Below are 24,482 nucleotides of genomic sequence, written 5' to 3'. Positions count from 1 at the left end.
ATCATCATGCTCGATACCGTCACAGCCACATCGCCGGCGCAGGCCGCCACACCGCATCCGCTCGATCCGCTGACGACCGCGGAAATCTCCGCGGCGTGCGCGCTGGTGCGCGCAGCAGCCACATCGCCCGAGAGCTGCCGCTTCCCGGCCGTGCGCCTGGAAGAGCCGACCAAGCAGGAGCTGGCGGCAGGCGGGGCAGGGCTGCCGCGCCGCGCCTTCGTGCTGACGCTGGACATCGTGACCGGCGAGGCGATCGAGCACATCGTCGATCTCAGCCGCGGCGAGATCGTCGGCCGCAAGGTCGTGCCGAACCGCGAGGCCCCCTACGGGCAGCCCCCGCTGATGCTCGAGGAGTTCTTCAAATGCGAGGCCGTGGTCAAGGCCGATCCCGGTTGGCGCGCGGCGATGCACCGGCGCGGCCTCAGCGACAAGGATATCGAGCTGGTCCAGGTCGATCCGTTCTCCTCGGGCTTCTTCGACAAGGAGTTCGAGCGCGGCGCACGTATCGTGCGCGCCGTCAGCTATTTTCGCGAGCACCTCCAGGACAACGGCTACGCCCACCCGATCGAGGGCGTCGTCGCGGTCGTCGACCTGATCGGGGGCAGGGTCATCGACCTCACCGATGCGGATCCGATCGTGCCGATCCCGCGCAAGAAGCGGAACTACGGCGCACACGAAGTCAAGAACGCTCGCACCGACATCAAGCCGCTGCACATCGAGCAGCCGGAGGGCGCGAGCTTCCGCGTCGATGGCTGGCTGGTCGAATGGCAGAAATGGAGCTTTCGCGTCGGCTTCACGCCGCGCGAGGGGCTGGTGTTGCATCAGCTCGCCTACCAGGACGGCGGGCGCAAGCGTTCGCTGATCCATCGCGCCAGCGTCACCGAGATGGTGGTGCCTTATGCCGACCCGACCGCCAACCATTTCTGGAAGTCGGCGTTCGACGCCGGCGAATACGGGCTCGGCATGCTCGCCAATGCGCTCGAGCTCGGCTGCGACTGCCTCGGCAACATCCATTATTTCGACGTGCCGGCGGCCGACAGCAAGGGCGAGCCGTTCGTCATGCAGAACGCCATCTGCATGCATGAAGAAGACTACGGAATTGCCTGGAAACACTACGAATTCCGCAACGGCCTGTTCGAGGTCCGCCGCTCCCGGCGGCTCGTCATCTCGTTCTTCGCAACCGTCGGCAATTACGACTACGGCTTCTATTGGTACCTCTACCAGGACGGCACCATCCAACTCGAGACTAAGCTCACCGGCATCATCCAGACTGCGGCCGTCAAGCCCGGCGATAAATATCGCTGGGGCGGCATGGTCGACGACAATCTGGGCGGGCCGACGCACCAGCACTTCTTCAACGTGCGCCTGCACATGGATCTCGATGGCGGCGGTAACACCGTCACCGAGCATGAGTTCATGCCGCGGCCCTGGGGCGATGACAATCCGCATGGCAACGTGTTTGACACGACAACGCGCATTCTGTCGCGCGAGCGCGACGCGGCCTCGGTCGCCAATGGCGGGACCGGCCGGTTCTGGAAGATCAGCAATCCCAACGAGACCAATTCGGTCGGCGGCGCGCCGGCCTACAAGCTCGTGGTCAATCCGAGCCCGCTGATGCTGGCGCAGGAGGGCAGTTACGTGCGCAGACGAGGCGGCTTCGCCACCAAGCATGTCTGGGTCACGGCGTTCGATCCCGCCGAGAAATACGCCAGCGGGGACTATCCCAACGTCCATGCCGGCGGCGACGGCCTGCCGCGCTACGCCGCGCAGAACCGCAACATCGAGAATGCCGACCTCGTGGTGTGGCACTCCTTTGGCCACACTCATATCTGCAAGCCCGAGGATTTCCCGATCATGCCGGTCGAATATGCCGGCTTCATGCTGAAGCCGACCGGCTTCTTTGCGGCCAATGCCGCCGGCGACATCCCGCCGGACCGCAACAGCCGCAGCGTGCTCGCCGCCGACCAAAACGGCGCCGGCGGATCGTGCTGCCGAAGGAGCTAGATTAGCGGCTTGCCGGTGTTCACCGCCAGTTGAGCGTCGAAAGCCCGCTTGTAGGCGGGCCGCGCTTCACCGCGGGCAAGATAGGCGGCCAGGTTCGGATATTCGTCCAGAATGCCCGACGATTTCAGGCGGAGCAGCACCGATACCATCATCAGGTCGCCCGCGCTGAACGCACCATCGAGCCAATCGGTATCCCCGAGGCGTCGGGAAAGTTGGTTCAGCCGGTCGCGGATGCGACCTTCGACCAGAGGCAGGCGCTCCTTGTTCCAGGGCTTGTCGCCCTCTAACAGTCTGGCGGTTCCAAGCTCAAGGATCGGCGGCTCCACCGTGTTGAGCGCGGCAAACATCCAAGTGATCGCGCGCGCCCGGGCATTGGCGTCATCCGGCAGAAGACCGGCATGGCGCTGGGCGATGTGGAAGACGATCGCCCCCGTCTCGAACAGCACGAGATCGCCTTCTTCATAGGTCGGAATCTGACCGAAAGGATGAAGAGCCAGATGCGCAGGTTCCTTCATCGCATGAAACGAAACGAGGCGGACCTTGTAGGGTTGACCCACTTCCTCAAACGCCCAGCGAACGCGCGTATCACGCGCCAGTCCTATGCCGCCATCGGGTGACCGTTCAAAGGCGGTAATGGTGATGGTCATCGTGAGGCTCTCCTTAGCCAAAAGCTGTGGAGCCGGCGTCATTGGCCCGGCATTGGCACGACGAACGGGGCGTTCGGAGACCGACATCATTCTGCAGATTTTTTTGACGGCTGAGGGGCCGATGAACCTCCCGTCGAGCGCCGGCACAAAGACTGGAGATCACTTCGCCCCGCGGGAATCGCCATGAGACCGCTTGCCTTGCTCTGCCTGCTCGTGTTCGCCACCAACGCATATGCGGCCGCTCCCGAGCAGCCATACCTCGACCTACGCGATCGCTACATCGCAAAGTTCTCGAAGGCGGCGGAGAACGACGAGACTTACAAGCAGCACGATATGGCTCTTAAGGAGTTGGCAGAGGTGCTGCGTGGCCTGATGGGGCCGATCACGATCAAGGGGCTGCCGACGGAGGCAAAGTCGAACGTCGACACGCTCTATAAGGGCGACTCGGGCTTCGGCCATCTCGATGGGCTCGCTTTCGCCTCCGAAGGCGACAAGACGCAAGTCGTGGTGACGACCAGCACGCTGCTCAAGCACTGGCTTGCCGAGCATCGCGAGGACGGCATGCCGCAGGAGATCAGCGCCGCGTTCAGGTCAGACCGCTTCTACTACGCTGCGATCCAGGATTCCGCTTTCGCCAAATATGCAGAGCTGCCGATCGCAAAGCCCGCGACGGCGAGCGTAGCGGTCGCCGTGCTGGGCGTGCGCGGCAATGGCGATCTGAAAGGACCGCCTGACGAAATCGACGTCGTCGCGATCCAGGGCGAGAAGGTTTTCTTTGTCGCCACGTCGGACGCGGTAAAGACGGCGCCGATCCCGGCTTGCGAGAAGGTCTGGAAGCAGATGATGGCCAGACCCGTCGACAAGAAAGACCCGCGCGGCGACATGACCCGCGAAGACAATGCGATGACCGCATTCACGGCGTGCTTCGCCAAGCAGGCGCCGAGCCAGAGCTGGTTCGCCACCACCGTCAAGAAGGCGCAGAGTCAGCTCGACCAATTGCCGCTGCGCTAGAGCGCTTCAAGGGGACGTATATCGCGGCCTGGTGATGCAACGGGAGGGAACCAGCGGCTCTGTTGATCGTAAGCCAAGCGTCGGGCCAGCGAGGCGAGGGCGCCTCGGTCGGCGACGCCTGGCGACGGAGACATCACATGCGCATCGAGCCAATCTTTCTGTTTGACCTCGACGGCACGCTGGTCGACAGCGTCTATCAACATGTGCTGGCCTGGAAACACGCGCTCGAAGCCGAAGGCATCGAGCTGTCGGTCTGGCGCATTCATCGCAAGATCGGCATGAGCGGCGGGCTCTTCACCAACCAGCTCCTGCGCGAAATCGGCGTGGAGATAAGCGAAGAACGCATCGACCGGCTGCGGCGGGCGCACGCGGCGTCGTACCAGCAGCAGGCCAGCCAGATCCGGCCGCTGCCAGGCGCGCGCGAACTGCTGCGATGGTTGTCGGACGCGAAGATTCCCTGGGCGATTGCGACCAGCGGCCGGATGGAGACCGCGGCCGTCAACCTGGCCTCACTCGGCGTCGATCCCCAGCGCACGCCAGTGGTGACGCGCGACCAGGTCAAATACGCGAAGCCCGACCCCGATCTGTTTCTCGCCGCAGCGGCCCGGCTGAATGCACCGATCGAGACGGCGGTCGTGGTTGGCGACAGCGTCTGGGACATGATGGCGGCGGTGCGCTGCCGCGCGCTTGGCGTCGGCCTGCTGAGCGGCGGCTATGGACCGGACGAACTCAGGCAATCCGGCGCCTTCCGCGTCTATGACGATCCCGCGGACATGTTGCGCCGGATCGATGAAGTCGGCGGCCGGCGCTAAGGCAGGCGTCCAGCGGGCGCGATTACGATAACCGGAGGGCATTTAGGAACTAGGAATATTCCGGCACGGTTTGTGAGTTGCAGGGAAATCCGATTTTTCGAAGGCGGTACCGCCAGGAGGCGACCGATGAGTGACCAATCCAAGCCGGTAGGTGCAAGCTCTTCCTCCAGCAACAAGCCCGATAAAGGCCTCTCTCGCCGCGGCTTCTTCGAAACCTCGCTCGGCGGCGCAGCGCTCGCCGGCGCGACAGTGGCTCCGGCGTGGGCTCATGGCACGGCAGGATATGTCACGGGTGCCTATGCCCGCGCACGTAGGCCCATCCCGAAAGAGGTCGCGCATTATCAGTATCAACCGAACGGAGCCCAACACTGCGGCGTTTGTGCCCACTTCCGGCCACCCGGTAGCTGCGAGATCGTTGCCGGACCTATCAGCCCGGACGGGTGGTGCCGTTACTTCCGCGGTGCGCGAGGTTCGCGCGGCTCGTCTGGCCCGGGCCGAAGTTATTGATGGGATCGCGCTCACCGTTTGTCGTGCGCCAAAGGAACAGTCTCCCGTCGCGCCACAACTCACGATTTGCGCGTGGGCCTGCCGAGATGCTCAACGCTATCTCGCGGTAAGCCCGCTGCCGCCGCGATTCCAGCCGCGGCCACCCTCGCCGAAGATCTCGTAGCCGCTCGGCGTCACCGCGACCGTATCCTCGAGCTTGATGAAACCGCGCGTGGGATGCTTCATCGTGGTTTCGATCGACACCACCATGCCGGCTTCGAGCGGCTGGCGGGCATCGACGTCGTCATAGGGAACCGGACCGGTGGCGGTCAGGCGAGGGGCCTCGTGGCTGACGAGGCCCATGCCATGGGCCAGGAAATCGGTGCAGCCGCGCTGGCTGATCTGGGCAAGCTGCCGCTCGGCCGCGACGTAGATGTCGCCACCCAAGGCGCCGGGCCGGACCGCGGCGAAGGCGGCACGCTGCACCGCCTCAATCTCGGCCAGATAATCCCTGAGTTCGGCATCGGGATCGCCCAGCACGGCCATCCGTGCGAGGTCGCCGATATAGCCGTGATAATTGCCGCCGGAGTCCAGCGACAGCACGTCGCCTTGCTCCCAGCGCTGCGCCGACGGCGCCCGGTTGTGGCTTTTGCCGCAGGCCAGCAGGCAATACTCGAAGGTGAGGCCGCGATTGACTTCCGCAACGCGCAATCCGTCCGACAATTGCTGCTTGGTCGTGCCCGGGCCGTGCTGCGCAATCACCTCCAGCATCGACGCAATGACGAGCTCGGAGGCGGTCTTGAGTTTTGCCAACTCGTCCGCCGACTTGACCGCGCGCAGCCGCTCCAGCACCAACAGCACGTCCTTGAGCTCGGCGCCGGGCAGGGCCTCAGTAAGCGCCCGGCCCGCATCCATCGGCAGGAATGCCATCTCGACCCCGACCCGCTCCAGCGGCACGCCGGCGTCCCGGATCAGGCCCACGGCCCGCATCACCGCATCGACCGATCCGTTGGACTCGGTCCGGACCTGCGGTACCCATGGCGGCGCCACGGCGCGCTGATGGGTCTCGAGCCGATGGCCGACATAGACGGCCTTCTCCGGAGCGCCCTTGGGATAGACCAGCACCGGCAGATAGCGGCTGACGCCCATGGCATCCATGTAGTCGAAGAAGATCGCGCGCTCGGCACCGAGCAGGTACTGCACATTGTGCTTGGAGGTCGCGATCAGGACGTCGAGCCCGGAGGCCTCCATGAGACCGTCGAGCTTGGCGGCATCGAATGGAATCGCGCGAGAGCCGTTCGCGCGCGCAACGTTCTCCTGCATGACGAACCTCCCATGGCTGGCGCAGCTTGAATGCCGGCGTCGTGGGTCTGGGCTTTGCTGGAAGACGAGTGTGAGCCGGGAGCAGGGTTCTGGCTAGCTGCGGAAATGTCCGGCCTGATCTGCATGCTCAGCCGTAATTCGCATAAGGTATATTATGGAATATATTTATATCGAATTAGATCAGATATTTAGGCAGAAATCCTGCGATGCCGCCTTCGCTCCAGTACCGTTTCGCTCGCCACGACCCTGAGCGCCAATCCGCCGCAGCATGCGTCAACAGCATCGTCTGAAAGCCGATATTGCCGCGGCTCGATGTGGCTGCAATAAGCGAAGCCTCGCGAGATCGCAGATGACCTCATGGCCTTCCGTCCGTATAGGTTTGCGTCTCAGAACAACAACAAACCTTTTTTGGGAGCAAACCCCGATGAACTTTTCCCGACGCACGCTTCTCAAGGCCTCCGCCGCGACCGCGGTCCTGGGCGGCATTGGTGCGCCCCATGTGGCCCGCGCCCAGAGCGCCGAGTTCACCTACAAATACGCCAACAACCTGCCTGACTCACATCCGATGAACGCCCGCGCCAAGGAGATGGCCGCGGCGATCAAGAGCGAGACCAACGGCAAGTTCGACCTCCAGATCTTCCCGAACAACCAGCTCGGGTCCGACACCGACATGCTGAGCCAGATCCGGTCCGGCGGCGTCGAGTTCTTCACGCTGTCCGGCCTGATCCTGGCGACCCTGGTTCCGGCAGCTTCCATCAACGGCATCGGCTTCGCGTTCCCGGACTACGACACGGTCTGGAAGGCCATGGACGGCGACCTCGGCGCCTATGTCCGCGGCGAGATCAAGAAGGCCGGCCTCGAGGTCATGGACAAGATCTGGGACAACGGGTTCCGCCAGACCACGTCCTCGACCAAGCCGATCACGGGGCCGGACGATTTCAAGGGCTTCAAGATCCGCGTGCCGGTGTCGCCGCTGTGGACCTCGATGTTCAAGGCGTTCGATGCCGCGCCCGCTTCGATCAATTTCAGCGAGGTCTATTCGGCGCTCCAGACCAAGGTGGTCGAAGGCCAGGAGAACCCGCTGGCGATCATCTCGACCGCCAAGCTCTACGAGGTGCAGAAATACTGCTCGCTGACCAACCACATGTGGGACGGCTTCTGGTTCCTGGCCAACCGCCGCGCGTGGGAGAAGCTGCCGGCGGACGTGCGCACCATCGTCGCCAAGCACATCAACGCCGCTGCCGTGAACGAGCGCGCCGACACCGCCAAGCTGAACGCCAATCTCCAGCAGGAGCTCGCCGGCAAGGGCCTGACCTTCAACCAGCCCACTGTCGCGCCGTTCCGCGACAAGCTGCGGACCGCCGGCTTCTATGCCGAGTGGAAGGGCAAGTATGGTGAGCAGGCCTGGGACCTCTTGGAAAAAGCCGTCGGCAAGCTGTCGTAAGGCGTTGGAGCCGTCATGGCTCATATCGAGGCACCGGTGACCGAAATGGCGGGCGAGGTGGCTGTGCAGCCCCCTCGCCGATCTTCCGTGCTTGCCTCGCTGGAGCGCGCGCTGGGCCTCCTCGTCGAGATCCCGGCGGCGATCCTGGTCGTCGCCGAGATCGTCATCCTGTTTGCCGGCGTGGTCGCGCGCTACGGGCTGCACCGGCCGCTGATCTGGTCGGACGAGCTCGCCTCGATCCTGTTCCTGTGGCTGGCGATGCTGGGCGCGGCGGTCGCATTCCGCCGCTCCGAGCACATGCGCATGACTGCGATCGTCGCAAGCGCAGGACCTGCGATGCGAGCCTGGCTTGATCTCGTGGCGGTCTCTGCCGCGCTGGCGTTCCTCATGATGATCGTCTGGCCGTCCTACGACTACGCCTATGAGGAAAGCTTCATCACCACGCCGGCGCTGCAGATTTCGAACATGTGGCGCGCCGTGGCGCTGCCGGTCGGCATCTGCCTGATGGCAGCATTCGCGCTGCTGCGGCTGTTGCGGGCCGCGGATTACCGCATGGTGCTGGCGGCCGTGGCGTCCGTCGCCATCGTCGTCGGTTTGTTCTGGCTCGCCGAGCCTTATCTGCGGCCGCTCGGCAACCTCAACCTCGTCATCTTCTTTGTCGGCGTTGCCGGCTTCTGCGTCTTTGCCGGCGTTCCCATTGCGTTCGGCTTTGGCCTCGCGATCTTCGGCTATCTGGCGCTGACCACGCGTACGCCCGTGATGGTGCTCGTCGGCCGGATGGACGAGGGCATGAGCCATCTGATCCTGCTCGCGGTACCGCTGTTCGTGTTCTTAGGGTTGCTGATCGAGATGACCGGCATGGCGCGGGCCATGGTGGCGTTTCTGGCAAGCCTGCTCGGCCACGTCCGCGGCGGCCTGCATTACGTGCTGGTCGGCGCCATGTACCTGGTCTCCGGCATCTCCGGCGCCAAGGCCGCCGACATGGCCGCGGTCGCACCGGTGCTGTTCCCCGAGATGAAAGAGCGTGGCGCCCGCCCCGGCGATCTCGTCGCGCTGCTCGCGGCAACGGGCGCGCAGACCGAAACCATCCCGCCGAGCCTCGTGCTGATCACCATCGGCTCGGTCACCGGCGTGTCGATCGCGGCGCTGTTCACCGGCGGCCTCTTGCCAGGCGTGGTGCTGGCGCTGACGCTCTGCATGCTGGTCTGGTGGCGCTACCGCCACGAGGACATGAGCCACGTCCGCCGCGCCACCACTGGTGAGATCGGCAAGACCTTCATCATCGCCCTGCCCGCATTGGCGCTGCCTTTTGTGATCCGTTACGCCGTGGTCGAGGGCATCGCGACCGCCACGGAAGTCTCGACGATCGGCATCGTCTACGGCGTCCTGGTCGGCCTCCTGATCTACCGCCGCTTCGACTGGCGGCGGCTGTTTCCGATGCTGGTCGAGACCGCCTCGCTCTCCGGCGCCATCCTGCTGATCATCGGCAGCGCCACCGGCATGGCCTGGGGCCTGACGCAATCGGGCTTCTCGCGCTCGCTGGCTTCAGCCATGACCGGCCTGCCCGGCGGCTCGGCCTCGTTCATTGCGGTCTCGATCCTGGCTTTCACCATCCTCGGCAGCGTGCTGGAGGGAATTCCCGCCATCGTGCTGTTCGGGCCGCTGCTGTTTCCCATTGCCCGCGCCGTCGGCGTGCATGAGGTGCACTATGCCATGGTGATCATTTTGGCGATGGGTATCGGGCTATTCGCGCCGCCCTTCGGCGTCGGCTATTATGCTGCCTGCGCCATCGGACGCGTCGATCCGGCCGAAGGCATCCGGCCGATCTGGGGCTACCTGCTGGCGCTGCTCGTGGGATTGATCATCGTCGCGATCTTCCCCTGGATCTCGATCGGATTCCTTTGACGCGGCGTACAGGAGGGTGTCGATGAGTGAGCGGCAGAACCAGTACAATATCGGCCTCGACAAGACACCCGCCAACTACGTGCCCTTGAGCCCGCTGAGCTTCCTCGCGCGCAGCGCCGCCGTCTTTCCCGATCACGTCAGCACGGTCTATGAAGGCCGCAGCTTCACCTGGGCTGAGACTTACGAGCGCTGCCGGCGCTTTGCGTCCTGGCTGGCCGGCAAGGGCATCGGCGTCGGCGACACGGTCGCGGCCATGCTGCCGAACGTGCCGGCGATGAACGAGCTGCACTTTGCGGTGCCGATGGCCGGCGCAGTGCTCAATGCCCTCAACATCCGGCTCGATGCACCCTCGATCGCCTTCCAGCTCGATCATGGCGGGGCCAAGATCATCCTGGTCGATCCCGAATTTGCCGGCGTGATCACCGACGCGCTCGCGCAGATGAACGGGCCAAAGCCTCTTGTGGTCGACGTCGACGACGCCGCGTTCAAGGGCGGCAAGCGCATCGGCGAGATCGAGTACGAAACCGCCGTCGCCCAGGGCGACCCGAACTTCACCGCGATCCTGCCGGCGGACGAGTGGGACGCCATCGCGCTGAGCTACACCTCGGGCACCACGGGCAATCCCAAGGGCGTCGTCACCCATCATCGCGGCGCCTATCTGAACGCCGTCAGCAACATCCTCGCGGGCAATCTCGGCCAGCATCCGGTCTATCTCTGGACGTTGCCGATGTTTCATTGCAACGGCTGGTGCTTCCCGTGGACCATCGCGGCGGCCGCCGGCATCAACGTCTGCCTGCGCAAGGTCGAGCCGAGCAAGATCTTCGCGCTGATCAAGCAGCACGGCGTCACGCACATGTGCGGCGCGCCGATCGTCTACAACACGCTGATCAACGCGCCCGATGCGCCCAAAGGCAACGCGGCCCGCCGCGTCGTCGGCCTGATCGCCGGTGCCGCCCCGCCGGTCGCGGTGCTCGAAGGCGCCGAGAGCATCGGCATCAAGCTCACGCATGTCTACGGCCTGACCGAGGTCTATGGCCCCGCCTCCGTCTGCGCCGAGCAGCCCGGCTGGGATGAGCTTCCCGCGCCCGAACGCGCGCGCATGAAGCGCCGGCAAGGCGTGTCCTACCCGCTGGAAGAAGCTGTCACCGTCATCAATCCGCAGACCATGCAGGAGGTGCCGCGCGATGGCGAGACCATCGGCGAGGTCATGTTCCGCGGCAACATCGTGATGAAGGGCTACCTCAAGAACGAGAAAGCGACGACGGAAGCCTTCGAAGGCGGCTGGTTTCACACCGGCGATCTCGGCGTGCTCGACGAGCACGGCTACATCATCATCAAGGACCGTTCCAAGGACATCATCATCTCCGGCGGCGAGAACATCTCCTCCGTCGAGGTCGAGGACATCCTCTACAAGCATCCGGCCGTGCTGTTCGCGGCCGTGGTCGCAAAGCCCGATCCGAAATGGGGCGAGGTGCCCTGCGCCTTCATCGAATTGAAGGACGGCGCGAGCGCGAGCGAAGCCGACATCATCGCCTTCTGCCGCACCCACCTATCGGGCTTCAAGACGCCGAAGGCCGTCGTGTTCGGACCGATCCCGAAGACCTCGACCGGAAAGATTCAGAAATTCCTGCTGCGCAACGAGGTCGGATCGGCCAAGGCGATCTCGACCTGAGCCAGCCGGCGCCTATGCGGCCAATGGGCAAGATCCTGCTCGGGGCAAGATCCTGCTCGCGCGCGACGGCGAGGAGCAGGATCTAACCTCGTCCTTACATCTTCTTGTAGGCGTCAATCAGGGCCTGGCCATTGGCCCCGGCCTTCTTGAGCCAGTCGGCCGTCAACTGTTCGCCGATCTTCTGAAAGCCGGCCTTCAGCGCCGGGCTTGGCGGTTCCACCGTCATGCCCTTGGCCTTGAGCTGAGCAATGTACCAATTGCTCTTTTCTTCCCAGGCCTTCCAGCCGCGTGTCTCCGCCGTTGCGGCCGCCTTGAGGATTGCCTCCTGGGTCGGCTTGTCGAGCGCGTCGAACGCCGCCTTGTTGACGAAGGTGTAGTCCTTCGGAATCCAGGCCTGCACGTCGTAGAAGTACTTCAGCGATTCCCATGCCTTGGAATCATAGCCGGTACCGCCCGACGACATGAATGAATTCACCACGCCGGTAGCGAGTGCCTGCGGCAGCTCGGCGGCCTGGATCGTCACCGCCTGGGCACCGACCAGTTCGCCGATCCGCGCGGTTCCGACATTATAGGCGCGCCACTTCAGGCCCTTCATGTCCTCGATGGTCGCGAGCGGCTTGTTGACATAAACGCCCTGCGGCGCCCACGGCACGGCGAACAGCAGCTTCAGGCCTTGTGCGTCCAGCTTCTTTGCGATCGCTGGCTTGGAAGCCTGATACAGCTTCATCGCCTCCGGAAAGCTGGTCGCCAGGAACGGCACCACGTCGATGCCGAATACCGGATCCTCGTTTTCGTGGATCGATAGCAGCACTTCGCCCATCTGCGCCTGCCCGGTCGCCACGGCGCGCTTGATGTCCGGCGCCTTGAACAGCGACGCGCCCGGATGGACGGTGATTTGCAGCTTGCCTGAGGTCGCGGCTTCGACGTCCTTGGCAAAGGCGACGAGATTCTCCGAATGCGGATTGTCGGCTGGATATGCCGCAGGCAGATTCCACTTTGTCTGGGCGAGCACGGGTGTAGCGGCCAAAAGCACTCCGGCCATCAGGCCCAGGCGGAACAAGCGAAACTTCATCGAACGTCTCCTCACGGTCAATTTGGAAGCCCGACGCGATCAATCGGGAAAAGCGAGCTTAGGCAAGAACAGCACGATCTGCGGATATTCGGTGATGATGAACACGGCGGCAAGCAACAGGACGAAGAACGGGAACGCCGCCCGCGCAACGGTCAGGGTATCGCGCCCGCTCATGTTCTGGAGCACGAACAGGTTGAAACCGACCGGCGGCGTGATCTGCGCCATCTCGACGTGAATGATGAGGTAGACCCCGAACCAGACGAGGTCGAGCCCGGCCTGCTTCACCATCGGCAGCACAATCACGGCGGTCAGCACAATCATCGAGATGCCGTCGATCAGGCAGCCGAGAATGATGTACATGACGCTCAGATACAGCGCGAGCATGCTGGGTGTCAGCTCCTGCCCCTTGACCCAGGTGGCGAGTGCCGCCGGAATGCCGGTATAGGCCATCGCGGCTGTGGTATAGGCCGCACCCGCCAGGATCAGCATGATCATGCAGGTCAGCCGCGTCGCGCTCATCACGCTCTCGAAGAAGTTCTTGCGCGTGAGCGTACCGCTCCACCACGCAAGCAGGAGCGCGCCTGCAACGCCCCATGCGGCGCATTCGGTCGCAGTGGCAAAGCCGAGTACGAGCGAAAAGAAGACTGCGAGGATCAGAATCAGACAGGGAACCAGCTTGGCGGATTCCTGCAGCTTCCGGCGAAACGGCATCGGCGGATCACGCGGCGGTATCTTCTTCGGATTGAGCAGCGACCATAGAACGATGTAGCCGGAGTAGAGGCCCATGACGAGCGCCCCCGGCAGGAAGCCGCCGAGGAACACCTGCAGCACCGAGACGTTCGCCGTGACCGCGTACACCACCATCGGAATCGAAGGCGGAATCAGCAGTCCGAGCGTGCCGGAGCCTGCAAGCGAGCCGAGGCTGAGGCCCTTGTCGTAGCCGCGCTTGTCGAGTTCGGGTAGTGCGATCTTGCCGATGGTCGCGCAGGTCGCGGCCGAGGAGCCCGACACCGCCGCAAAGATGCCGCATCCGATCACGTTCACATGGGTCAGCCGTCCCGGGAGCCACTGAACCCAGGGCGACAGGCCGCGGAACATTTCCTCCGACAATTTGGTGCGAAAGAGGATTTCTCCCATCCAGATGAACAACGGCAGCGCCGCAAGCGTCCAGGAGGCGCTTGCACTCCAGGTCGTGGTCGCAAGCACCGTGCCGAGCGGCAGGCTCGTGGTCAGTGCCATCGCCACAAAGCCGACGAGGCCGAGCGCGACGGCGATCCAGACCCCGCTCGCCAGGAGCAGGATCATGACACCGAGCAGAATGAACGACAGTTCGATCATGCCGAGATTGGCCATGGTCAGCCCCCGCCGCCCTGCGATATGCGTTCGACGAACTCTTCCGGGCTCTCGTCTGGAGAACCCTTCTCGTAACTCGGCCGATTGCCACGGAGCACGTTGATCATCTCGTCGGCCACTGCGATCGACAGAATTGCAAGACCTGAGGCAAAACCAAGCTGCGGAATCCAGAGCGGAAGCGCGACGACGCCTTGTGCCACGTCGTTGAAGCGCCAGGAGTCGTAAGTCATCTGCACGGCGTGTCGGGTAAAGTAGAGAACGAAGGCAGCCGCAATGCCGAGCGCGACGATCTCAGCGAGCTGTTTCTTCCGCCCGTGCAAGCGCTCCAGCACGAGACCGACGCGTATCATCTCGCCGCGCTTGAAGGTGTGGGCGAGACCGAGAAATGCCATTGCCGCCATGCACCACGAGGCGAAGTCGTCGCCGGCCGGAATGTTGAGGGCAAATTGCCGTCCGACCGACATGACCATCATGATCGCGAAAATCGCAACCAGGAAGATTCCGGCCGCATAGCCTGCGCAAAGATAGAGAAGATCCAGAGTGCGTCGGATCAATCCCGCAGCCGCTACGTCGTCATGTCCCGCCAACGCGTTCCCCATTCTCAGATGACGCTAGTGTAAACGAACCCGACGATCGGGCGTCACGCGCCGCCGGCTCTTCTTGATTATCGTCCCTGTCCGACACCTGTCTTTGAGACGTTAGACCAACATGATGCGGCCCGCGAAAGCAAGGAATATGCCGGCTTGGGCCGCGATCTCAACTGGAGGTTCAGTGCGTCTCCAGCCGCAGCCCATCATAGGCTGGCACCACGCCCGCGGGCAGCGACTGCCGGATCACCTCGTAGTCGACATCGGCCGTCATGTTGGTGATGACGGCGCGCCTCGGCTTGAATCGCGCGATCCAGGACAGCGCGTCGTTGATGCTGAAGTGGCTGGAATGGCCGGTGTAGCGCAGCCCGTCGACGATCCACAGATCGAGATTTTCCAGCGCCTCCCAGCTCTCGCGCGGGATGTCGTTGAGGTCGGGCGTGTAGGCGGCATTGCCAATGCGATAGCCGAGCGCCGGGATCTTGCCGTGCTGCACCAGGAAGGCCCGCAGTGTCACCGCGCCGCCCTTCCCCAGAATCGCCTGGCTCTCGCCCGCCTCGATCGAGTGTCGCGTCAGGATCGGCGGATAGTCACTGCCCTCCGGCGAGATGAAGCAATAGGAGAACCGCGCCATGATGTCCTTGGCGGTCGACTGGTTGAAATAGACCGGAATGCGCTTGCGCATGTGAAGGACGACCGAACGCAGATCGTCCATGCCGTGGGTCTGGTCGGCATGCTCGTGCGTCAAGAACACCGCGTCGATGTGATCGACATTGGCGTCGATGAGTTGCTCACGCAGGTCGGGCGAGGTGTCGATCACGATGCGCGTGGCGCCATGGTCGGCGACGTGCTCGACGAGCAGGGAACAGCGCCGCCGGCGGTTCTTGGGATTGTTCGGATCGCAGGCGCCCCAGCCGAGGGCCGGGCGCGGCACGCCGGCGGAGGAGCCGCAGCCCAGGATCGTCAGCGTGAGTGTCATGCGGCTCCTGGACTTAAGCTTTCACCTTGGAGAACAGGCGGAAGAAATTTTCGGTGGTCTGGTGTGAGATCTCATCAAGCGACACGCTGCGCGTTTCGGCGAGCACCTTTGCGACCTCGACCACATAGGCCGGTTCGTTGCGTTTGCCCCGAAACTTGCCGGGCGCAAGATAGGGAGAGTCCGTTTCAACCACAATACGATCGGACGGCAGTTCGGCTGCGAGCGCGCGCAAGGCTTCCGACTTCTTGAAGGTCAGGATGCCCGTGAAGCCGATATACAGCCCCAGCGAGACCGCCTTCATCGCAAGCTCGCGCCCGCCCGTGTAACAATGCAGCACGGCACGAAACGATCCCTTCGCTGCCTCCTCTTCCAGGATGCGGCCGCAATCCTCGTCTGCCTCGCGGGTATGGATCACGAGAGGCAGCCCGGTCGCGCGCGCTGCGGCGATATGGGCGCGAAAGCCCCTCGCCTGCGCCTCCGGCGAGCCGTTGTCGTAGAAATAGTCGAGCCCTGCCTCCCCGAGCGCGACGACCTTGGGATGCTGCGTCAGCGCGACAAGCTCGTCCGGGGAGATGCCGTCCTCCTCATCCGCGTTGTGCGGATGGGTGCCGACCGAGCAATAGACGTCGTCGTAGCGCCCGGCAATCGCAAGCAGGTCGTTCAGCCGCCGCACCCGCGTCGAGATCGTGACCATGCGCTTGATGCCGGCCGCACGCGCACGCGACACGATCCCGTCGAGATCCTCTGAAAAGTCCGGAAAATCGAGATGGCAGTGGCTGTCGACCAGCATTGCGAAAATTGCCCTTAGGCCGCCGGCTCGATGTAGCGCGGGAACGCCGGAGTCGGGGCCGGCAGCGTCGAGCCGGGCGCGATACGCTTTGCGCCGCCGAGCATGGCGAAGTTGCGCTCTGCTTGGGGGATACCGAGGCTGTCGAGCAGCTTACCCGAGGCGGTCGGCATCGCCGGCTGGGCCAGGATCGCGATCTGGCGCACGACTTCCGCGGTCACATAGAGCACCGTCTTCTGCCGCGCCGGATCGGTCTTGGCCAGCGCCCAGGGCGCCTCGCCCGCGAAGTAGCGGTTGGCTTCCGCAACCACGGCCCACACGGCGTTCAGCCAATGATGGACCTGTTGGCTCGCCATCGCCTCGCGCGCGGCCGCGATCATGCCGTCGGCCTGGCTGAGGATCGCCTTGTCGTTGTCGCTGAACTCGCCGGGCTCGGGCAGCACGCCGCCGAGCTGCTTTGCGATCATCGACAGCGAGCGCTGCGCGAGATTGCCGAGATCGTTGGCGAGATCGGCATTGATGCGCGCGACGATGGCCTCGTGATTGTAGTTGCCGTCCTGGCCGAACGGCACCTCACGCAGGAAGAAATAGCGCATCTGGTCGACGCCATACTGGTCGGCGAGGTTGAAGGGATCGACGACGTTGCCGACCGACTTCGACATCTTCTCGCCCCTGTTGAACAGGAAGCCGTGCGCATAGACGCGCTTCGGCACCGCAAGGCCGGCCGACATCAGGAACGCCGGCCAGTAGACTGCATGGAAGCGGATGATGTCCTTGCCGATGATGTGCACATCCGCCGGCCAGTAGCGCCAGTTCGCATCCTTCTCGTCCGGGAAGCCGACGCCGGTGATGTAGTTGGTGAGAGCGTCGACCCAGACGTACATCACGTGCTCTTCGTCGTCAGGCACCTTCACGCCCCAGTCGAACGTGGTGCGCGAGATCGAAAGATCGCGCAGGCCGCTTCTGACGAAGCTCATCACCTCGTTGCGGCGCGCGTCCGGCCCGATGAACTCGGGATGCTCCTCGTAGAGCTTCAGCAGCTTGTCCTGGTAGGCCGACAGGCGGAAGAAATAGCTCTTCTCCTCCACCCACTCGACCGGCGTGCCTTGCGGACCAAGGCGCACGCCGTCATCGTTCAGGCGCGTCTCGTCCTCGGCGTAATAGGCCTCATCCCGCACCGAGTACCAGCCAGAATAGGTGTCGGCATAGATGTCGCCATTGGCGGCCATGCGCCGCCAGATCTCCTTGCTCGAGTCATGGTGCTGCGCTTCGGTGGTGCGGATGAAGCGATCGAACGACACGTTCAGGCGCTCGTCCATCTCCTTGAAGCGGCCGGCGTTGCGAGTGGCGAGCGCGGATGGGGTGAGACCCTCGTTCTGCGCGGTCTGGATCATCTTCAGGCCGTGCTCGTCGGTGCCGGTCAGGAAGAACACGTCCTTGCCGTCGAGCCGCGCAAAGCGCGCCAGCACGTCGGTGGCGATCGCCTCATAGGCGTGGCCGATGTGCGGTTGGCCGTTGGGATAGGCGATCGCGGTCGTGATGTAGAAGACGTTGTCGCGCGCAGGTGCCGCAACGGGCGCCGCAGCTTGCGATGCGGCAACGCCCTTCGGCGCGCGCGGCACCTTCGCTTTCACCACCTTCGGCGGAGCGACGGGAGCAGGCGCCACGGGCGGCGACGCCACCCTCGCCTTCTTGACCGCTTTCTTCGCCGGAGCTTTTACAGAAGGCTTGGCCGGCGTCTTGACGGCCTTTTTCTTCGCGGACTTCTTGGCGACGACCTGCTTCCTCGCAGCCTTCTTCGCTGCCTTTGCGCCCGCTGTCTTTTTCGCGCCCTTCTTGGCAGCAGCCTTCTTCGCCTTCTTGGCGGCGGCCTTGCGCGCGCGAGCCTTCCCAAGAGTCTCGGCCGGCCGCTTGGCGGCTTTCTTCGCAGCCTTCTTGCCGCTCTTGCGTTTGACGGTCTTCTTAGCTCGCGTTGCCACCACGAATTCCTTTACCGGCTTCTCAAAATTTGGAAACGAACCTGCGCCTAGCGCGTTGCGTCCGCCAGCCAGCCGAACACCGAGAAAACCAAGGGCTTTCGCTCCAGATTGTAGGTTTCGGTGTCGCGCGCGGCGCGGACGATCTTTTCCCATACCTCCGCAAGGCGCGCAAGGCGCGGCAGGTTTTCGTTGGCGCTGGCGTCGTCCGCATGCAGGCGCTCGGCGATCCAGCGATCGATGCCGTCGATGAAGGCCGCAAGCGCGACACGGTCGCTGGTGCCGAGGGAATCGCCGAGCGTATGCAATTCGCGCGGATCAACCTGCGGCAGCCGCGCCAGCAGCGCGGCCGTGCGCTGCTGAAGCTTGAGCGCATCGCCGCCGAGCAGCGTCAGCGCCCGCGCGACGCTGCCCTCGGAGGCTTCCGCCGCTTCGCCTAGCGCCGGATCGCTCGGCTCGATGTCGGCGGCTGCGGCCGCAGCGCCGATCACCTCGTCGGTTGCGAGCGGCCGCAGACGCAGCTTGCGGCAGCGCGACTGGATCGTGGCCAGCACCCGCGCAGGCGCGTGGCTCACCAGCAGGAATAGCGATTGCTGTGGCGGCTCCTCGAGGATCTTCAAAAGCGCATTCGCGGCGTTCGGATTGAGCTCGTCGACAGTGTCGACGATGCAGACGCGCCAGCCTTCTGCCGCCGCGGTCGAGCCGAAGAACGCGATCGTTTCGCGCGTCTCGTCCACGGTAATCACGGTGCGCATCACACCGCGATCGTTGGCGGTGCGCTCCAGCGTCAACAGGCCGCCATGCGAGCCGGCGGCGATCTGCCGCGCCACGGCGTCGTCCGGATCGATCGCAAGGCTGTCGGCGCGCTGCACGGCCGGCGCAAGCGGCTGACTGTGAGCGAGCACGAAGCGCGCCATCCTATAGGCCAGCGTCGCCTTGCCTATCCCTTGCGGGCCGCCGATCAGCCAGGCATGCGGGATGCGCCCGCTCCGATAGGCTGCAAGCAGCGCCATCTCGGCCTCGCGATGGCCGAACAACCGAGAGGTCTCGCGCGGATGCGGAATGGCGGCTTCGCGCTCGGCCTGGCGCGGGCTCATATTGAAACCACCGATGCTGGCGTGGGGAGAAGGCGCTCGCGCAGCGCCGTCCAGATGCGTCCGGCCACCGTGTCGACATCGGCATTGGCGTCGATCAGCACACAGCGCGCGGGTTCTTCCGCCGCGATCCTGCGATAGGCGTCGCGCAGGCCCTGATGGAACCTGAGGTTCTCGCCTTCGAACCGGTCCGCCGTCCCGCTGCCGCGGCGCGCGGCGGCGCGCTGCAGGCCGATCTCGACCGGCAGGTCGAGGATGAAGGTGAGGTCCGGCTTGAGGTCGCCGATCGTGACCCGCTCCATCGCGTTGATCAAGCCGGCCGGCACGCTGCCAAGGCTGCCCTGATAGGCCCGCGTGGAATCGGCGAAGCGGTCGCACAGCACCCAGGTGCCCTGATTGAGCGCCGGCTCGATCACGGTGCGGACATGGTCGTCGCGGGCGGCGGCAAAGAGCAGCGTTTCGGCCTCGGGCCCGAGCAGCTTGCCCATGCCGGAGAGCACGAGATGGCGCATGATCTCAGCCCCCGGCGAGCCGCCCGGCTCGCGCGTGACGACGGTGCGGAGCTTGGCCGCACTCAAGCGATCGGCGAGCCTCTTGATCTGGGTCGACTTGCCCGTCCCCTCGCCGCCTTCAAAGGTGATGAAGCGTCCGCGTCCGGACGGGCGCTGTGCCGCGATCTCGGTCATGATCAGAGCTTCTCGGCGCCCGCGCGGAACGCTCCGATCACGAGCTCGCTGGCGCCATCGATCGCGCGGCGCATGGTCGAGCCGGTGCCGATCGCCTCGGCGGCGTAGACCGGCGTCTCCACTGCGATGTTGCCGCTGCGCCAGACCCGCACCACACCGACCTGCTGACCTTCCTGGATCGGCGCGCGCACCGGGCCGCTATAGACGATCCGCGCGATCAGCTTGTCGTTGCCGTTCTTGTGCACCATCACCTTCACAGGCGTCTTGGCAACAAGCTTCACCGAGCGGCTTTCGCCGCCAAAAACCCTGGCGTAGCCGACCGGCTGGTCGGCCGCGATCAGCGTGCGGGTCTCGAAATTGCGATAACCCCACTCCAGCATCTTCTTGGCTTCGGTGGCGCGATCCTCGGAGTCTTCCAGCCCGTTGACGACGACGATCAGCCGCGTGCCGTTTTGCACGGCCGAGCCGACCATGCCGTAGCCGCCCTCCTTGGTGTAGCCGGTCTTCAGGCCGTCGGCGCCTTCGAGCGTGTTGAGCAGCGGATTGCGGTTGGGCTGGCGGATCTTGTTCCAGGTGAACTCCTTCTCGCCGAACAGTTTGTAGAATTCGGGATAGTCCAGGATGATGTGACGGGCGAGGATTCCGAGCTCGCGCACCGTCATCTTGTTGCCCGGATCGGGCAAGCCATTGGAGTTGGCGAAGGTCGATTTGGTCAGGCCGAGCTCCCGCGCGCGCTTGGTCATGAAATCGGCGGCGAAAATGCGCTCGTTGCCCGCGATCCCTTCGGCGAGCGCAATGCAGGCATCGTTGCCGCTCTGGATGATCGCGCCGTGCAGGAGATCATCCACCGACACCTTGCTGTTGATGGCGGCAAACATCGTCGAGCCGCCCGAGGGCGCGCCGCCCCTGCGCCAGGCATTCTCGCTGATCCGGTATTCGTCGGTCAGCTTGATGTCGCCCTTCTTGACGGCATTGAAGACGACCTCCGCGGTCATCAGCTTCATCATGCTGGACGGCGCACGCAATTCGTCGGCATTCTTCTCGAACAGCACGCTGCCGCTGGAGGCCTCGATCAGAATCGCGGTGGGCGCATCGCCGTCGAAGCCGACGTCTTCAGCCTTCTTGGCGCCCTGGACGCTCTGGTTGGCGGCGTAGAGCCCCCCACCCCAGCCGACGCTCACAACCAGAAGCGCCGCAACCAGGCCGCGCGCCAGCGTGCCGACCGTGAGGCGGTTTGGACGAGGCAAAGAAATGCGAAATGGCATGGCGAAGCCCTGAGAGCGGCGTTCTAACAGTTGGAACCAGTGCGAACAACACGGGGTTGGGCGCAAAAGCCGGACATTGCACGATTCTTTCCGCACCCCTATCGTAACGTCTCATGATTTCCGACCAAATCCCTGAAACAAGGCGGAAAAGCGATGTCTTCCACCCGCGTCATCACCGCCAACGGAATCGATCTCTTCATCCGTGAGCAAGGCCAGGGGCCGCTGGTGGTGCTGTGCCATGGCTGGCCGGAACTGTCCTACTCCTGGCGTCACCAGATCCCGGCGCTGGCGGCCGCCGGCTTTCACGTCGTCGCGCCCGACATGCGCGGCTATGGCCAGAGCGCAGCGCCGTCCGAGGTCTCCACCTATTCGATCTTCGACACGGTCGGCGACGTGGTCGGCCTGGTGCAGGCGCTCGGCGAGACCAAAGCCATGGTGGTCGGTCACGACTGGGGCGCGCCGGTCGCCTGGCACGCCGCGCTGTTCCGCCCCGACATCTTCACGGCGGTCGCCGGTCTGAGCGTACCGCCGCCGTTCCGCGGCCGCGGCAAGCCGCTCGACCTGTTGCGCCAAGGCGGCGTCACTAACTTCTATTGGCAGTATTTCCAGACGCCCGGCGTCGCCGAGGCCGAGCTCGAGCGGGACGTCGCCCGCACCATGCGCATCGTGCTCGGTGGACGCGGCCTCTCCGATCCCACCGCTGCCATGTTCGTCCAGGAGGACAAGGGCTTTCTCGGCCATGCGAGCGGCGACGAGCCGCTGCCCACCTGGCTGACCGACACCGACCTCGCCTATTTCACCGAGACCTTCCGCAAGTCCGGCTTTCGTGGCGGGCTGAACTGGTATCGCAACATCGATCGCAATTGGGAGCTGACGGCGCCCTGGCAGGACGCGCAGATCCATCAGCCGTCCCTGTTCATTGCAGGCTCGAGAGACGCCGTCATCACCGGTCTGATCGGCGCCAAGCGCGTCAACGAGCTCGATCGGGTGCTGCCGAACCTCAAGCGCAAGCTGATCATCGAAGGCGCCGGCCACTGGGTCCAGCAGGAGCGGCCCGACGAGGTCAACGCTGCGCTGGTGAAATTCCTGAAGGAGAGCGCGGCTCAGTAGAGGCCGCGGCCGCTCAGGATGCTGCGAGCTTCCGCCGCGCCATCAGAGATGGCAGGACCGCTGTCGGTGGCGTAGCGGCCGTCGTCGTCATACGACACCTGACGGACGTTCTGGAGCGCCCGGCCACGGCTGCGGCTCGAGGCCGACATTTCCGAGGTCGCATTGATCGAGGCGACATCGGCCGATGTGTTGCCGAGGCTGTAGGGGCGCCCCTCGGGCATCGGAACCTCGCCGCGGATAGCACCGCGGGTCGATGATGGCAGTTCCGGTACGAACGGTTTCGCCGAAGCGACCCGGACCATCGAGGGCGACGGCGCCGGAACGCCGGTGCGCAAGGTGGCCATGAGCTGGCGGTCGTCGGAGCCTTCCAACGGTGCCCGGCCGACATATTCGACGCGGACCCTGGCGACACCATTGCCTTTGAATTCAAGGAGTTCGGCAGCCTTGTTCGAGACGTCGATGAGGCGATTGCCGTGGTAGGGGCCACGGTCATTGACGCGGACAATCAGCGACTTGCCGTTCGACATATTGGTCACCCGCGCATAGCACGGCATCGGCAAGGTCGGATGCGCAGCCGTCAGCGAGCCCATGTCGAACACCTCGCCATTGGCGGTCAGGCGGCCATGGAAATCATCGCCATACCAGGACGCCAGGCCCTCGGCGCGATAGTTGACGTCCTCCTCCGGCACGTAGGTCCGGCCTGCCACCACATAGGGTTTGCCGACGCGGTAGGTGCCGCCGCCCTTGGGGACCGGTTCGCCCCAGGCCACGACCCGGGGGCTCGAGGAGACGCCGTATTTCGGATCGACGCGGCTGGCGAATTTGCCCGACGAGGCGCAATTTGCGAGCGTAAGGCAGGCGGCAGCCGCAGCAACACCACGCGCGACCCGCACCACCGAATCTGACCGTCGGATCCCCATTCGCCCCAATACCATTTGGCCGGACGCGTGCCCAACTCGCTTTTACCGCGAGCAGGCCTTCTGCCGGCCGTTGCCCGGCGCGGCCCACCACCGCGTCGGAAGTCGTGACGATATCGCAACCCGAACAAGGCGGAAATGGGGAGCGCGCGAGCGTCGCGCGAAGATGGTAAACTAGACGTTCGTCCCTCCCCGTTGAACCACGGTACGCGGACAGCGCCCGTAGCGCTGCGTCTGTGCCAGTCCCGCACAGGCTGTTGCGCCGAATCCTCACTCCATCCCGATTGTCGCCGTGCGCACGGAAATTCTTTTGACTGTGCAAGGCCGCACGCGTTCTCTCGGGTGCAGGGGCGGATTGGAAATTGACGATGATCGAGACGGTTTCGGCACTGATGGGTCTGGTAAGCGCAGGCATCTTCCTGGCCCATGCGTTTGAAGGTTACCGCACGCGCGCCTAACGGCGCTCGCGCGGCGACACGCATCACCTCTTCCACGACGATACGTTCGGACATTTTTAATCAATCCGGCGGAGCATCGAAGACGAGAGCGGCAGGTGTCCCATGCGCAACCATGACTTCGTATCCGATGGTTTCTTGGCATTGACCGCCGGCGGCCTGGTGCTGCTGTGCTCGAGCCTCGTGGCGTTGGCCTTCGGCTGACCTCACCCGTCCTTCCCCTGCTCGACCATAGCGTACGGCGTCGCAGCAGAGCGTGGTTGTCCCGGATTATCGGGCTCCCTTTTAGTTGATTGAATTTCCGCATCTGTCGCCTCGACTCAATTTCAAGAGGCCATCACCAACGAGGGTGACGCAGATGCTTGCCGAGAAATTCATACTGGTCCTGGAATCGCTGATCCGCGGCAGCCACACCTATCCCGACGGAAGTCCCCGGGTCGTCAGCAGCTCGCCGCACGTGCCAGTAAAGCTACCCAGCGAGAAATAGCCGGCCTCCCCGTCCCGCCCGGCGACGCGCCGCTCAGCGCAAGCCCAACAGCGAGCGGCGGTAGGAGCTGCCCCGAACCTCGTTCAGGCAGACGAAGCTGCCGTCAAAGCCCTGGCCGTAACGCCTCTGGCCCTTGGCGTAGTAGATGCCCTTCCTGAAATCCAGCCACACCACCTTGTCGCCGGGGCAATGACGTTGCGCCTGCCCCTCGTAGCGAAAGGGCGTCAGTGGCGACGCCGAGCCGCCTGTCGTGCCGGCGCCAAGGACAAGGATGGCAACGACGACGATCCTGCCAGGAAGACTTCTGCTCAACGACACACCTCCACAAACAGCCGTCTCACGACGACTCTTTGACAGACTAGCATGCGGAGCGCGCGATCCGCAGGGGAGCGGCCCGCAAGCGCGGCGTC

General features: G+C 64.4%; 20 protein-coding genes. 7 read left to right on the top strand and 13 right to left on the bottom strand.

Translation table 11 applies throughout. The features are described 5' to 3' along the window. The first annotated feature begins 6 nt into the window (after nt 1-6). Nucleotides 7-2,004 (top strand): primary-amine oxidase, encoded by a 1,998-nt coding sequence (locus MTX21_RS06170; RefSeq protein WP_280963929.1) that lies wholly within the window; start codon nt 7-9, stop codon nt 2,002-2,004. On the opposite strand, the gene MTX21_RS06165 is transcribed toward MTX21_RS06170, so the two are convergent. After that, nucleotides 2,001-2,651 carry a glutathione S-transferase family protein gene (locus MTX21_RS06165; protein WP_280963928.1) on the bottom strand — a complete coding sequence of 217 codons (651 nt, stop codon included), beginning with the start codon at nt 2,649-2,651 and terminating at the stop codon, nt 2,001-2,003. The genes MTX21_RS06170 and MTX21_RS06165 overlap by 4 nt on opposite strands. 183 nt (nt 2,652-2,834) lie before the next feature. Between MTX21_RS06165 and MTX21_RS06160 the strand changes: the two genes are divergently transcribed. Then, entirely contained in the window at nt 2,835-3,662 is an 828-nt protein-coding gene (locus tag MTX21_RS06160) for a hypothetical protein (protein WP_280963927.1), read from the top strand. 137 nt (nt 3,663-3,799) lie between these two features. After that, complete coding sequence (locus MTX21_RS06155; protein WP_280963926.1) at nt 3,800-4,474, top strand: HAD family hydrolase; 675 nt, start codon at nt 3,800-3,802, stop codon at nt 4,472-4,474. 603 nt (nt 4,475-5,077) lie between these two features. Here MTX21_RS06155 and MTX21_RS06150 read toward each other — a convergent pair. Next, complete coding sequence (locus MTX21_RS06150) at nt 5,078-6,283, bottom strand: Xaa-Pro peptidase family protein (protein ID WP_280963925.1); 1,206 nt, start codon at nt 6,281-6,283, stop codon at nt 5,078-5,080. A gap of 424 nt (nt 6,284-6,707) precedes the next feature. On the opposite strand from MTX21_RS06150, the gene MTX21_RS06145 reads away from it, so the two are divergent. Genes MTX21_RS06145 through MTX21_RS06135 form a run of 3 tightly spaced genes read left to right on the top strand, consistent with a single transcriptional unit; the run spans nt 6,708 to nt 11,304 of the window. Further along, the gene (locus tag MTX21_RS06145) at nt 6,708-7,727 is read left to right on the top strand and encodes a TRAP transporter substrate-binding protein (RefSeq protein ID WP_280963923.1); all 1,020 of its coding nucleotides are present in this window, start codon (nt 6,708-6,710) and stop codon (nt 7,725-7,727) included. Between the two features lie 15 nt (nt 7,728-7,742). After that, nucleotides 7,743-9,632, top strand: a complete 1,890-nt coding sequence (locus tag MTX21_RS06140) for a TRAP transporter large permease subunit (protein WP_280963921.1) — start codon at nt 7,743-7,745, stop codon at nt 9,630-9,632. 22 nt (nt 9,633-9,654) lie between these two features. Then, nucleotides 9,655-11,304: an acyl-CoA synthetase gene (locus tag MTX21_RS06135; protein ID WP_280963920.1), complete on the top strand. Its 1,650-nt coding sequence runs from the start codon at nt 9,655-9,657 to the stop codon at nt 11,302-11,304. 94 nt (nt 11,305-11,398) lie between these two features. Here the strand turns inward: MTX21_RS06135 and MTX21_RS06130 are convergent, their stop codons facing one another. The 9 genes from MTX21_RS06130 to MTX21_RS06090 form a co-directional block, all read right to left on the bottom strand. Further along, a complete protein-coding gene (locus MTX21_RS06130; RefSeq protein WP_280963919.1) occupies nt 11,399-12,376 on the bottom strand; it encodes a TRAP transporter substrate-binding protein in 978 nt (325 codons plus the stop codon). A gap of 39 nt (nt 12,377-12,415) precedes the next feature. Next, nucleotides 12,416-13,729 (bottom strand): TRAP transporter large permease subunit, encoded by a 1,314-nt coding sequence (locus MTX21_RS06125; protein ID WP_280963918.1) that lies wholly within the window; start codon nt 13,727-13,729, stop codon nt 12,416-12,418. 2 nt (nt 13,730-13,731) lie between these two features. Next, nucleotides 13,732-14,328, bottom strand: a complete 597-nt coding sequence (locus MTX21_RS06120) for a TRAP transporter small permease (protein WP_280963917.1) — start codon at nt 14,326-14,328, stop codon at nt 13,732-13,734. Between the two features lie 169 nt (nt 14,329-14,497). After that, a complete protein-coding gene (locus tag MTX21_RS06115; RefSeq protein ID WP_280963916.1) occupies nt 14,498-15,295 on the bottom strand; it encodes an MBL fold metallo-hydrolase in 798 nt (265 codons plus the stop codon). Between the two features lie 13 nt (nt 15,296-15,308). After that, nucleotides 15,309-16,085, bottom strand: a complete 777-nt coding sequence (locus MTX21_RS06110) for a TatD family hydrolase (protein WP_280963915.1) — start codon at nt 16,083-16,085, stop codon at nt 15,309-15,311. Between the two features lie 14 nt (nt 16,086-16,099). Beyond that, a complete protein-coding gene (metG, locus tag MTX21_RS06105; RefSeq protein ID WP_280963914.1) occupies nt 16,100-18,061 on the bottom strand; it encodes a methionine--tRNA ligase in 1,962 nt (653 codons plus the stop codon). A gap of 47 nt (nt 18,062-18,108) precedes the next feature. Continuing rightward, nucleotides 18,109-19,155 (bottom strand): DNA polymerase III subunit delta', encoded by a 1,047-nt coding sequence (locus MTX21_RS06100; protein ID WP_280963913.1) that lies wholly within the window; start codon nt 19,153-19,155, stop codon nt 18,109-18,111. Next, entirely contained in the window at nt 19,152-19,838 is a 687-nt protein-coding gene (gene tmk / locus MTX21_RS06095; RefSeq protein ID WP_280963912.1) for a dTMP kinase, read from the bottom strand. Before tmk ends, MTX21_RS06100 begins: the two co-directional genes overlap by 4 nt. A gap of 2 nt (nt 19,839-19,840) precedes the next feature. Continuing rightward, on the bottom strand, nt 19,841-21,103 hold the full coding sequence (locus MTX21_RS06090; RefSeq protein ID WP_280963911.1) for a D-alanyl-D-alanine carboxypeptidase family protein: 1,263 nt from the start codon (nt 21,101-21,103) through the stop codon (nt 19,841-19,843). A 153-nt stretch (nt 21,104-21,256) separates the two neighbouring features. Between MTX21_RS06090 and MTX21_RS06085 the strand changes: the two genes are divergently transcribed. Continuing rightward, entirely contained in the window at nt 21,257-22,213 is a 957-nt protein-coding gene (locus tag MTX21_RS06085) for an alpha/beta hydrolase (protein WP_280963910.1), read from the top strand. Here MTX21_RS06085 and MTX21_RS06080 read toward each other — a convergent pair. Both MTX21_RS06080 and MTX21_RS06075 read right to left on the bottom strand, forming a co-directional pair. Further along, nucleotides 22,207-23,133 (bottom strand): septal ring lytic transglycosylase RlpA family protein, encoded by a 927-nt coding sequence (locus tag MTX21_RS06080; RefSeq protein ID WP_280963909.1) that lies wholly within the window; start codon nt 23,131-23,133, stop codon nt 22,207-22,209. The genes MTX21_RS06085 and MTX21_RS06080 overlap by 7 nt on opposite strands. A 972-nt stretch (nt 23,134-24,105) precedes the next feature. Beyond that, complete coding sequence (locus MTX21_RS06075; RefSeq protein WP_280970982.1) at nt 24,106-24,360, bottom strand: hypothetical protein; 255 nt, start codon at nt 24,358-24,360, stop codon at nt 24,106-24,108. Nucleotides 24,361-24,482: the final 122 nt, after the last annotated feature.

Source organism: Bradyrhizobium sp. ISRA430, from assembly GCF_029909975.1.
In the GTDB taxonomy this organism is placed as follows: Bacteria; Pseudomonadota; Alphaproteobacteria; order Rhizobiales; family Xanthobacteraceae; genus Bradyrhizobium.
The sequence above is the reverse complement of the archived record's forward strand: the minus strand, read 5'-3'. Positions and strand labels throughout refer to the sequence as shown.

What these genes read in the sequence shown, in the direction of transcription:
- tmk (WP_280963912.1), bottom strand. Translation starts at nt 19,838, where the DNA reads ATGACCGAGATCGCGGCACAGCGCCCGTCCGGACGCGGACGCTTCATC.
- MTX21_RS06110 (WP_280963915.1), bottom strand. Translation starts at nt 16,085, where the DNA reads ATGCTGGTCGACAGCCACTGCCATCTCGATTTTCCGGACTTTTCAGAG.
- MTX21_RS06120 (WP_280963917.1), bottom strand. Translation starts at nt 14,328, where the DNA reads ATGGGGAACGCGTTGGCGGGACATGACGACGTAGCGGCTGCGGGATTG.
- MTX21_RS06080 (WP_280963909.1), bottom strand. Translation starts at nt 23,133, where the DNA reads ATGGGGATCCGACGGTCAGATTCGGTGGTGCGGGTCGCGCGTGGTGTT.
- MTX21_RS06150 (WP_280963925.1), bottom strand. Translation starts at nt 6,283, where the DNA reads ATGCAGGAGAACGTTGCGCGCGCGAACGGCTCTCGCGCGATTCCATTC.
- MTX21_RS06135 (WP_280963920.1), top strand. Translation starts at nt 9,655, where the DNA reads ATGAGTGAGCGGCAGAACCAGTACAATATCGGCCTCGACAAGACACCC.
- MTX21_RS06140 (WP_280963921.1), top strand. Translation starts at nt 7,743, where the DNA reads ATGGCTCATATCGAGGCACCGGTGACCGAAATGGCGGGCGAGGTGGCT.
- MTX21_RS06115 (WP_280963916.1), bottom strand. Translation starts at nt 15,295, where the DNA reads ATGACACTCACGCTGACGATCCTGGGCTGCGGCTCCTCCGCCGGCGTG.
- MTX21_RS06145 (WP_280963923.1), top strand. Translation starts at nt 6,708, where the DNA reads ATGAACTTTTCCCGACGCACGCTTCTCAAGGCCTCCGCCGCGACCGCG.
- MTX21_RS06170 (WP_280963929.1), top strand. Translation starts at nt 7, where the DNA reads ATGCTCGATACCGTCACAGCCACATCGCCGGCGCAGGCCGCCACACCG.
- MTX21_RS06130 (WP_280963919.1), bottom strand. Translation starts at nt 12,376, where the DNA reads ATGAAGTTTCGCTTGTTCCGCCTGGGCCTGATGGCCGGAGTGCTTTTG.
- MTX21_RS06090 (WP_280963911.1), bottom strand. Translation starts at nt 21,103, where the DNA reads ATGCCATTTCGCATTTCTTTGCCTCGTCCAAACCGCCTCACGGTCGGC.
- MTX21_RS06160 (WP_280963927.1), top strand. Translation starts at nt 2,835, where the DNA reads ATGAGACCGCTTGCCTTGCTCTGCCTGCTCGTGTTCGCCACCAACGCA.
- MTX21_RS06125 (WP_280963918.1), bottom strand. Translation starts at nt 13,729, where the DNA reads ATGGCCAATCTCGGCATGATCGAACTGTCGTTCATTCTGCTCGGTGTC.
- MTX21_RS06165 (WP_280963928.1), bottom strand. Translation starts at nt 2,651, where the DNA reads ATGACCATCACCATTACCGCCTTTGAACGGTCACCCGATGGCGGCATA.
- MTX21_RS06100 (WP_280963913.1), bottom strand. Translation starts at nt 19,155, where the DNA reads ATGAGCCCGCGCCAGGCCGAGCGCGAAGCCGCCATTCCGCATCCGCGC.
- MTX21_RS06085 (WP_280963910.1), top strand. Translation starts at nt 21,257, where the DNA reads ATGTCTTCCACCCGCGTCATCACCGCCAACGGAATCGATCTCTTCATC.
- MTX21_RS06155 (WP_280963926.1), top strand. Translation starts at nt 3,800, where the DNA reads ATGCGCATCGAGCCAATCTTTCTGTTTGACCTCGACGGCACGCTGGTC.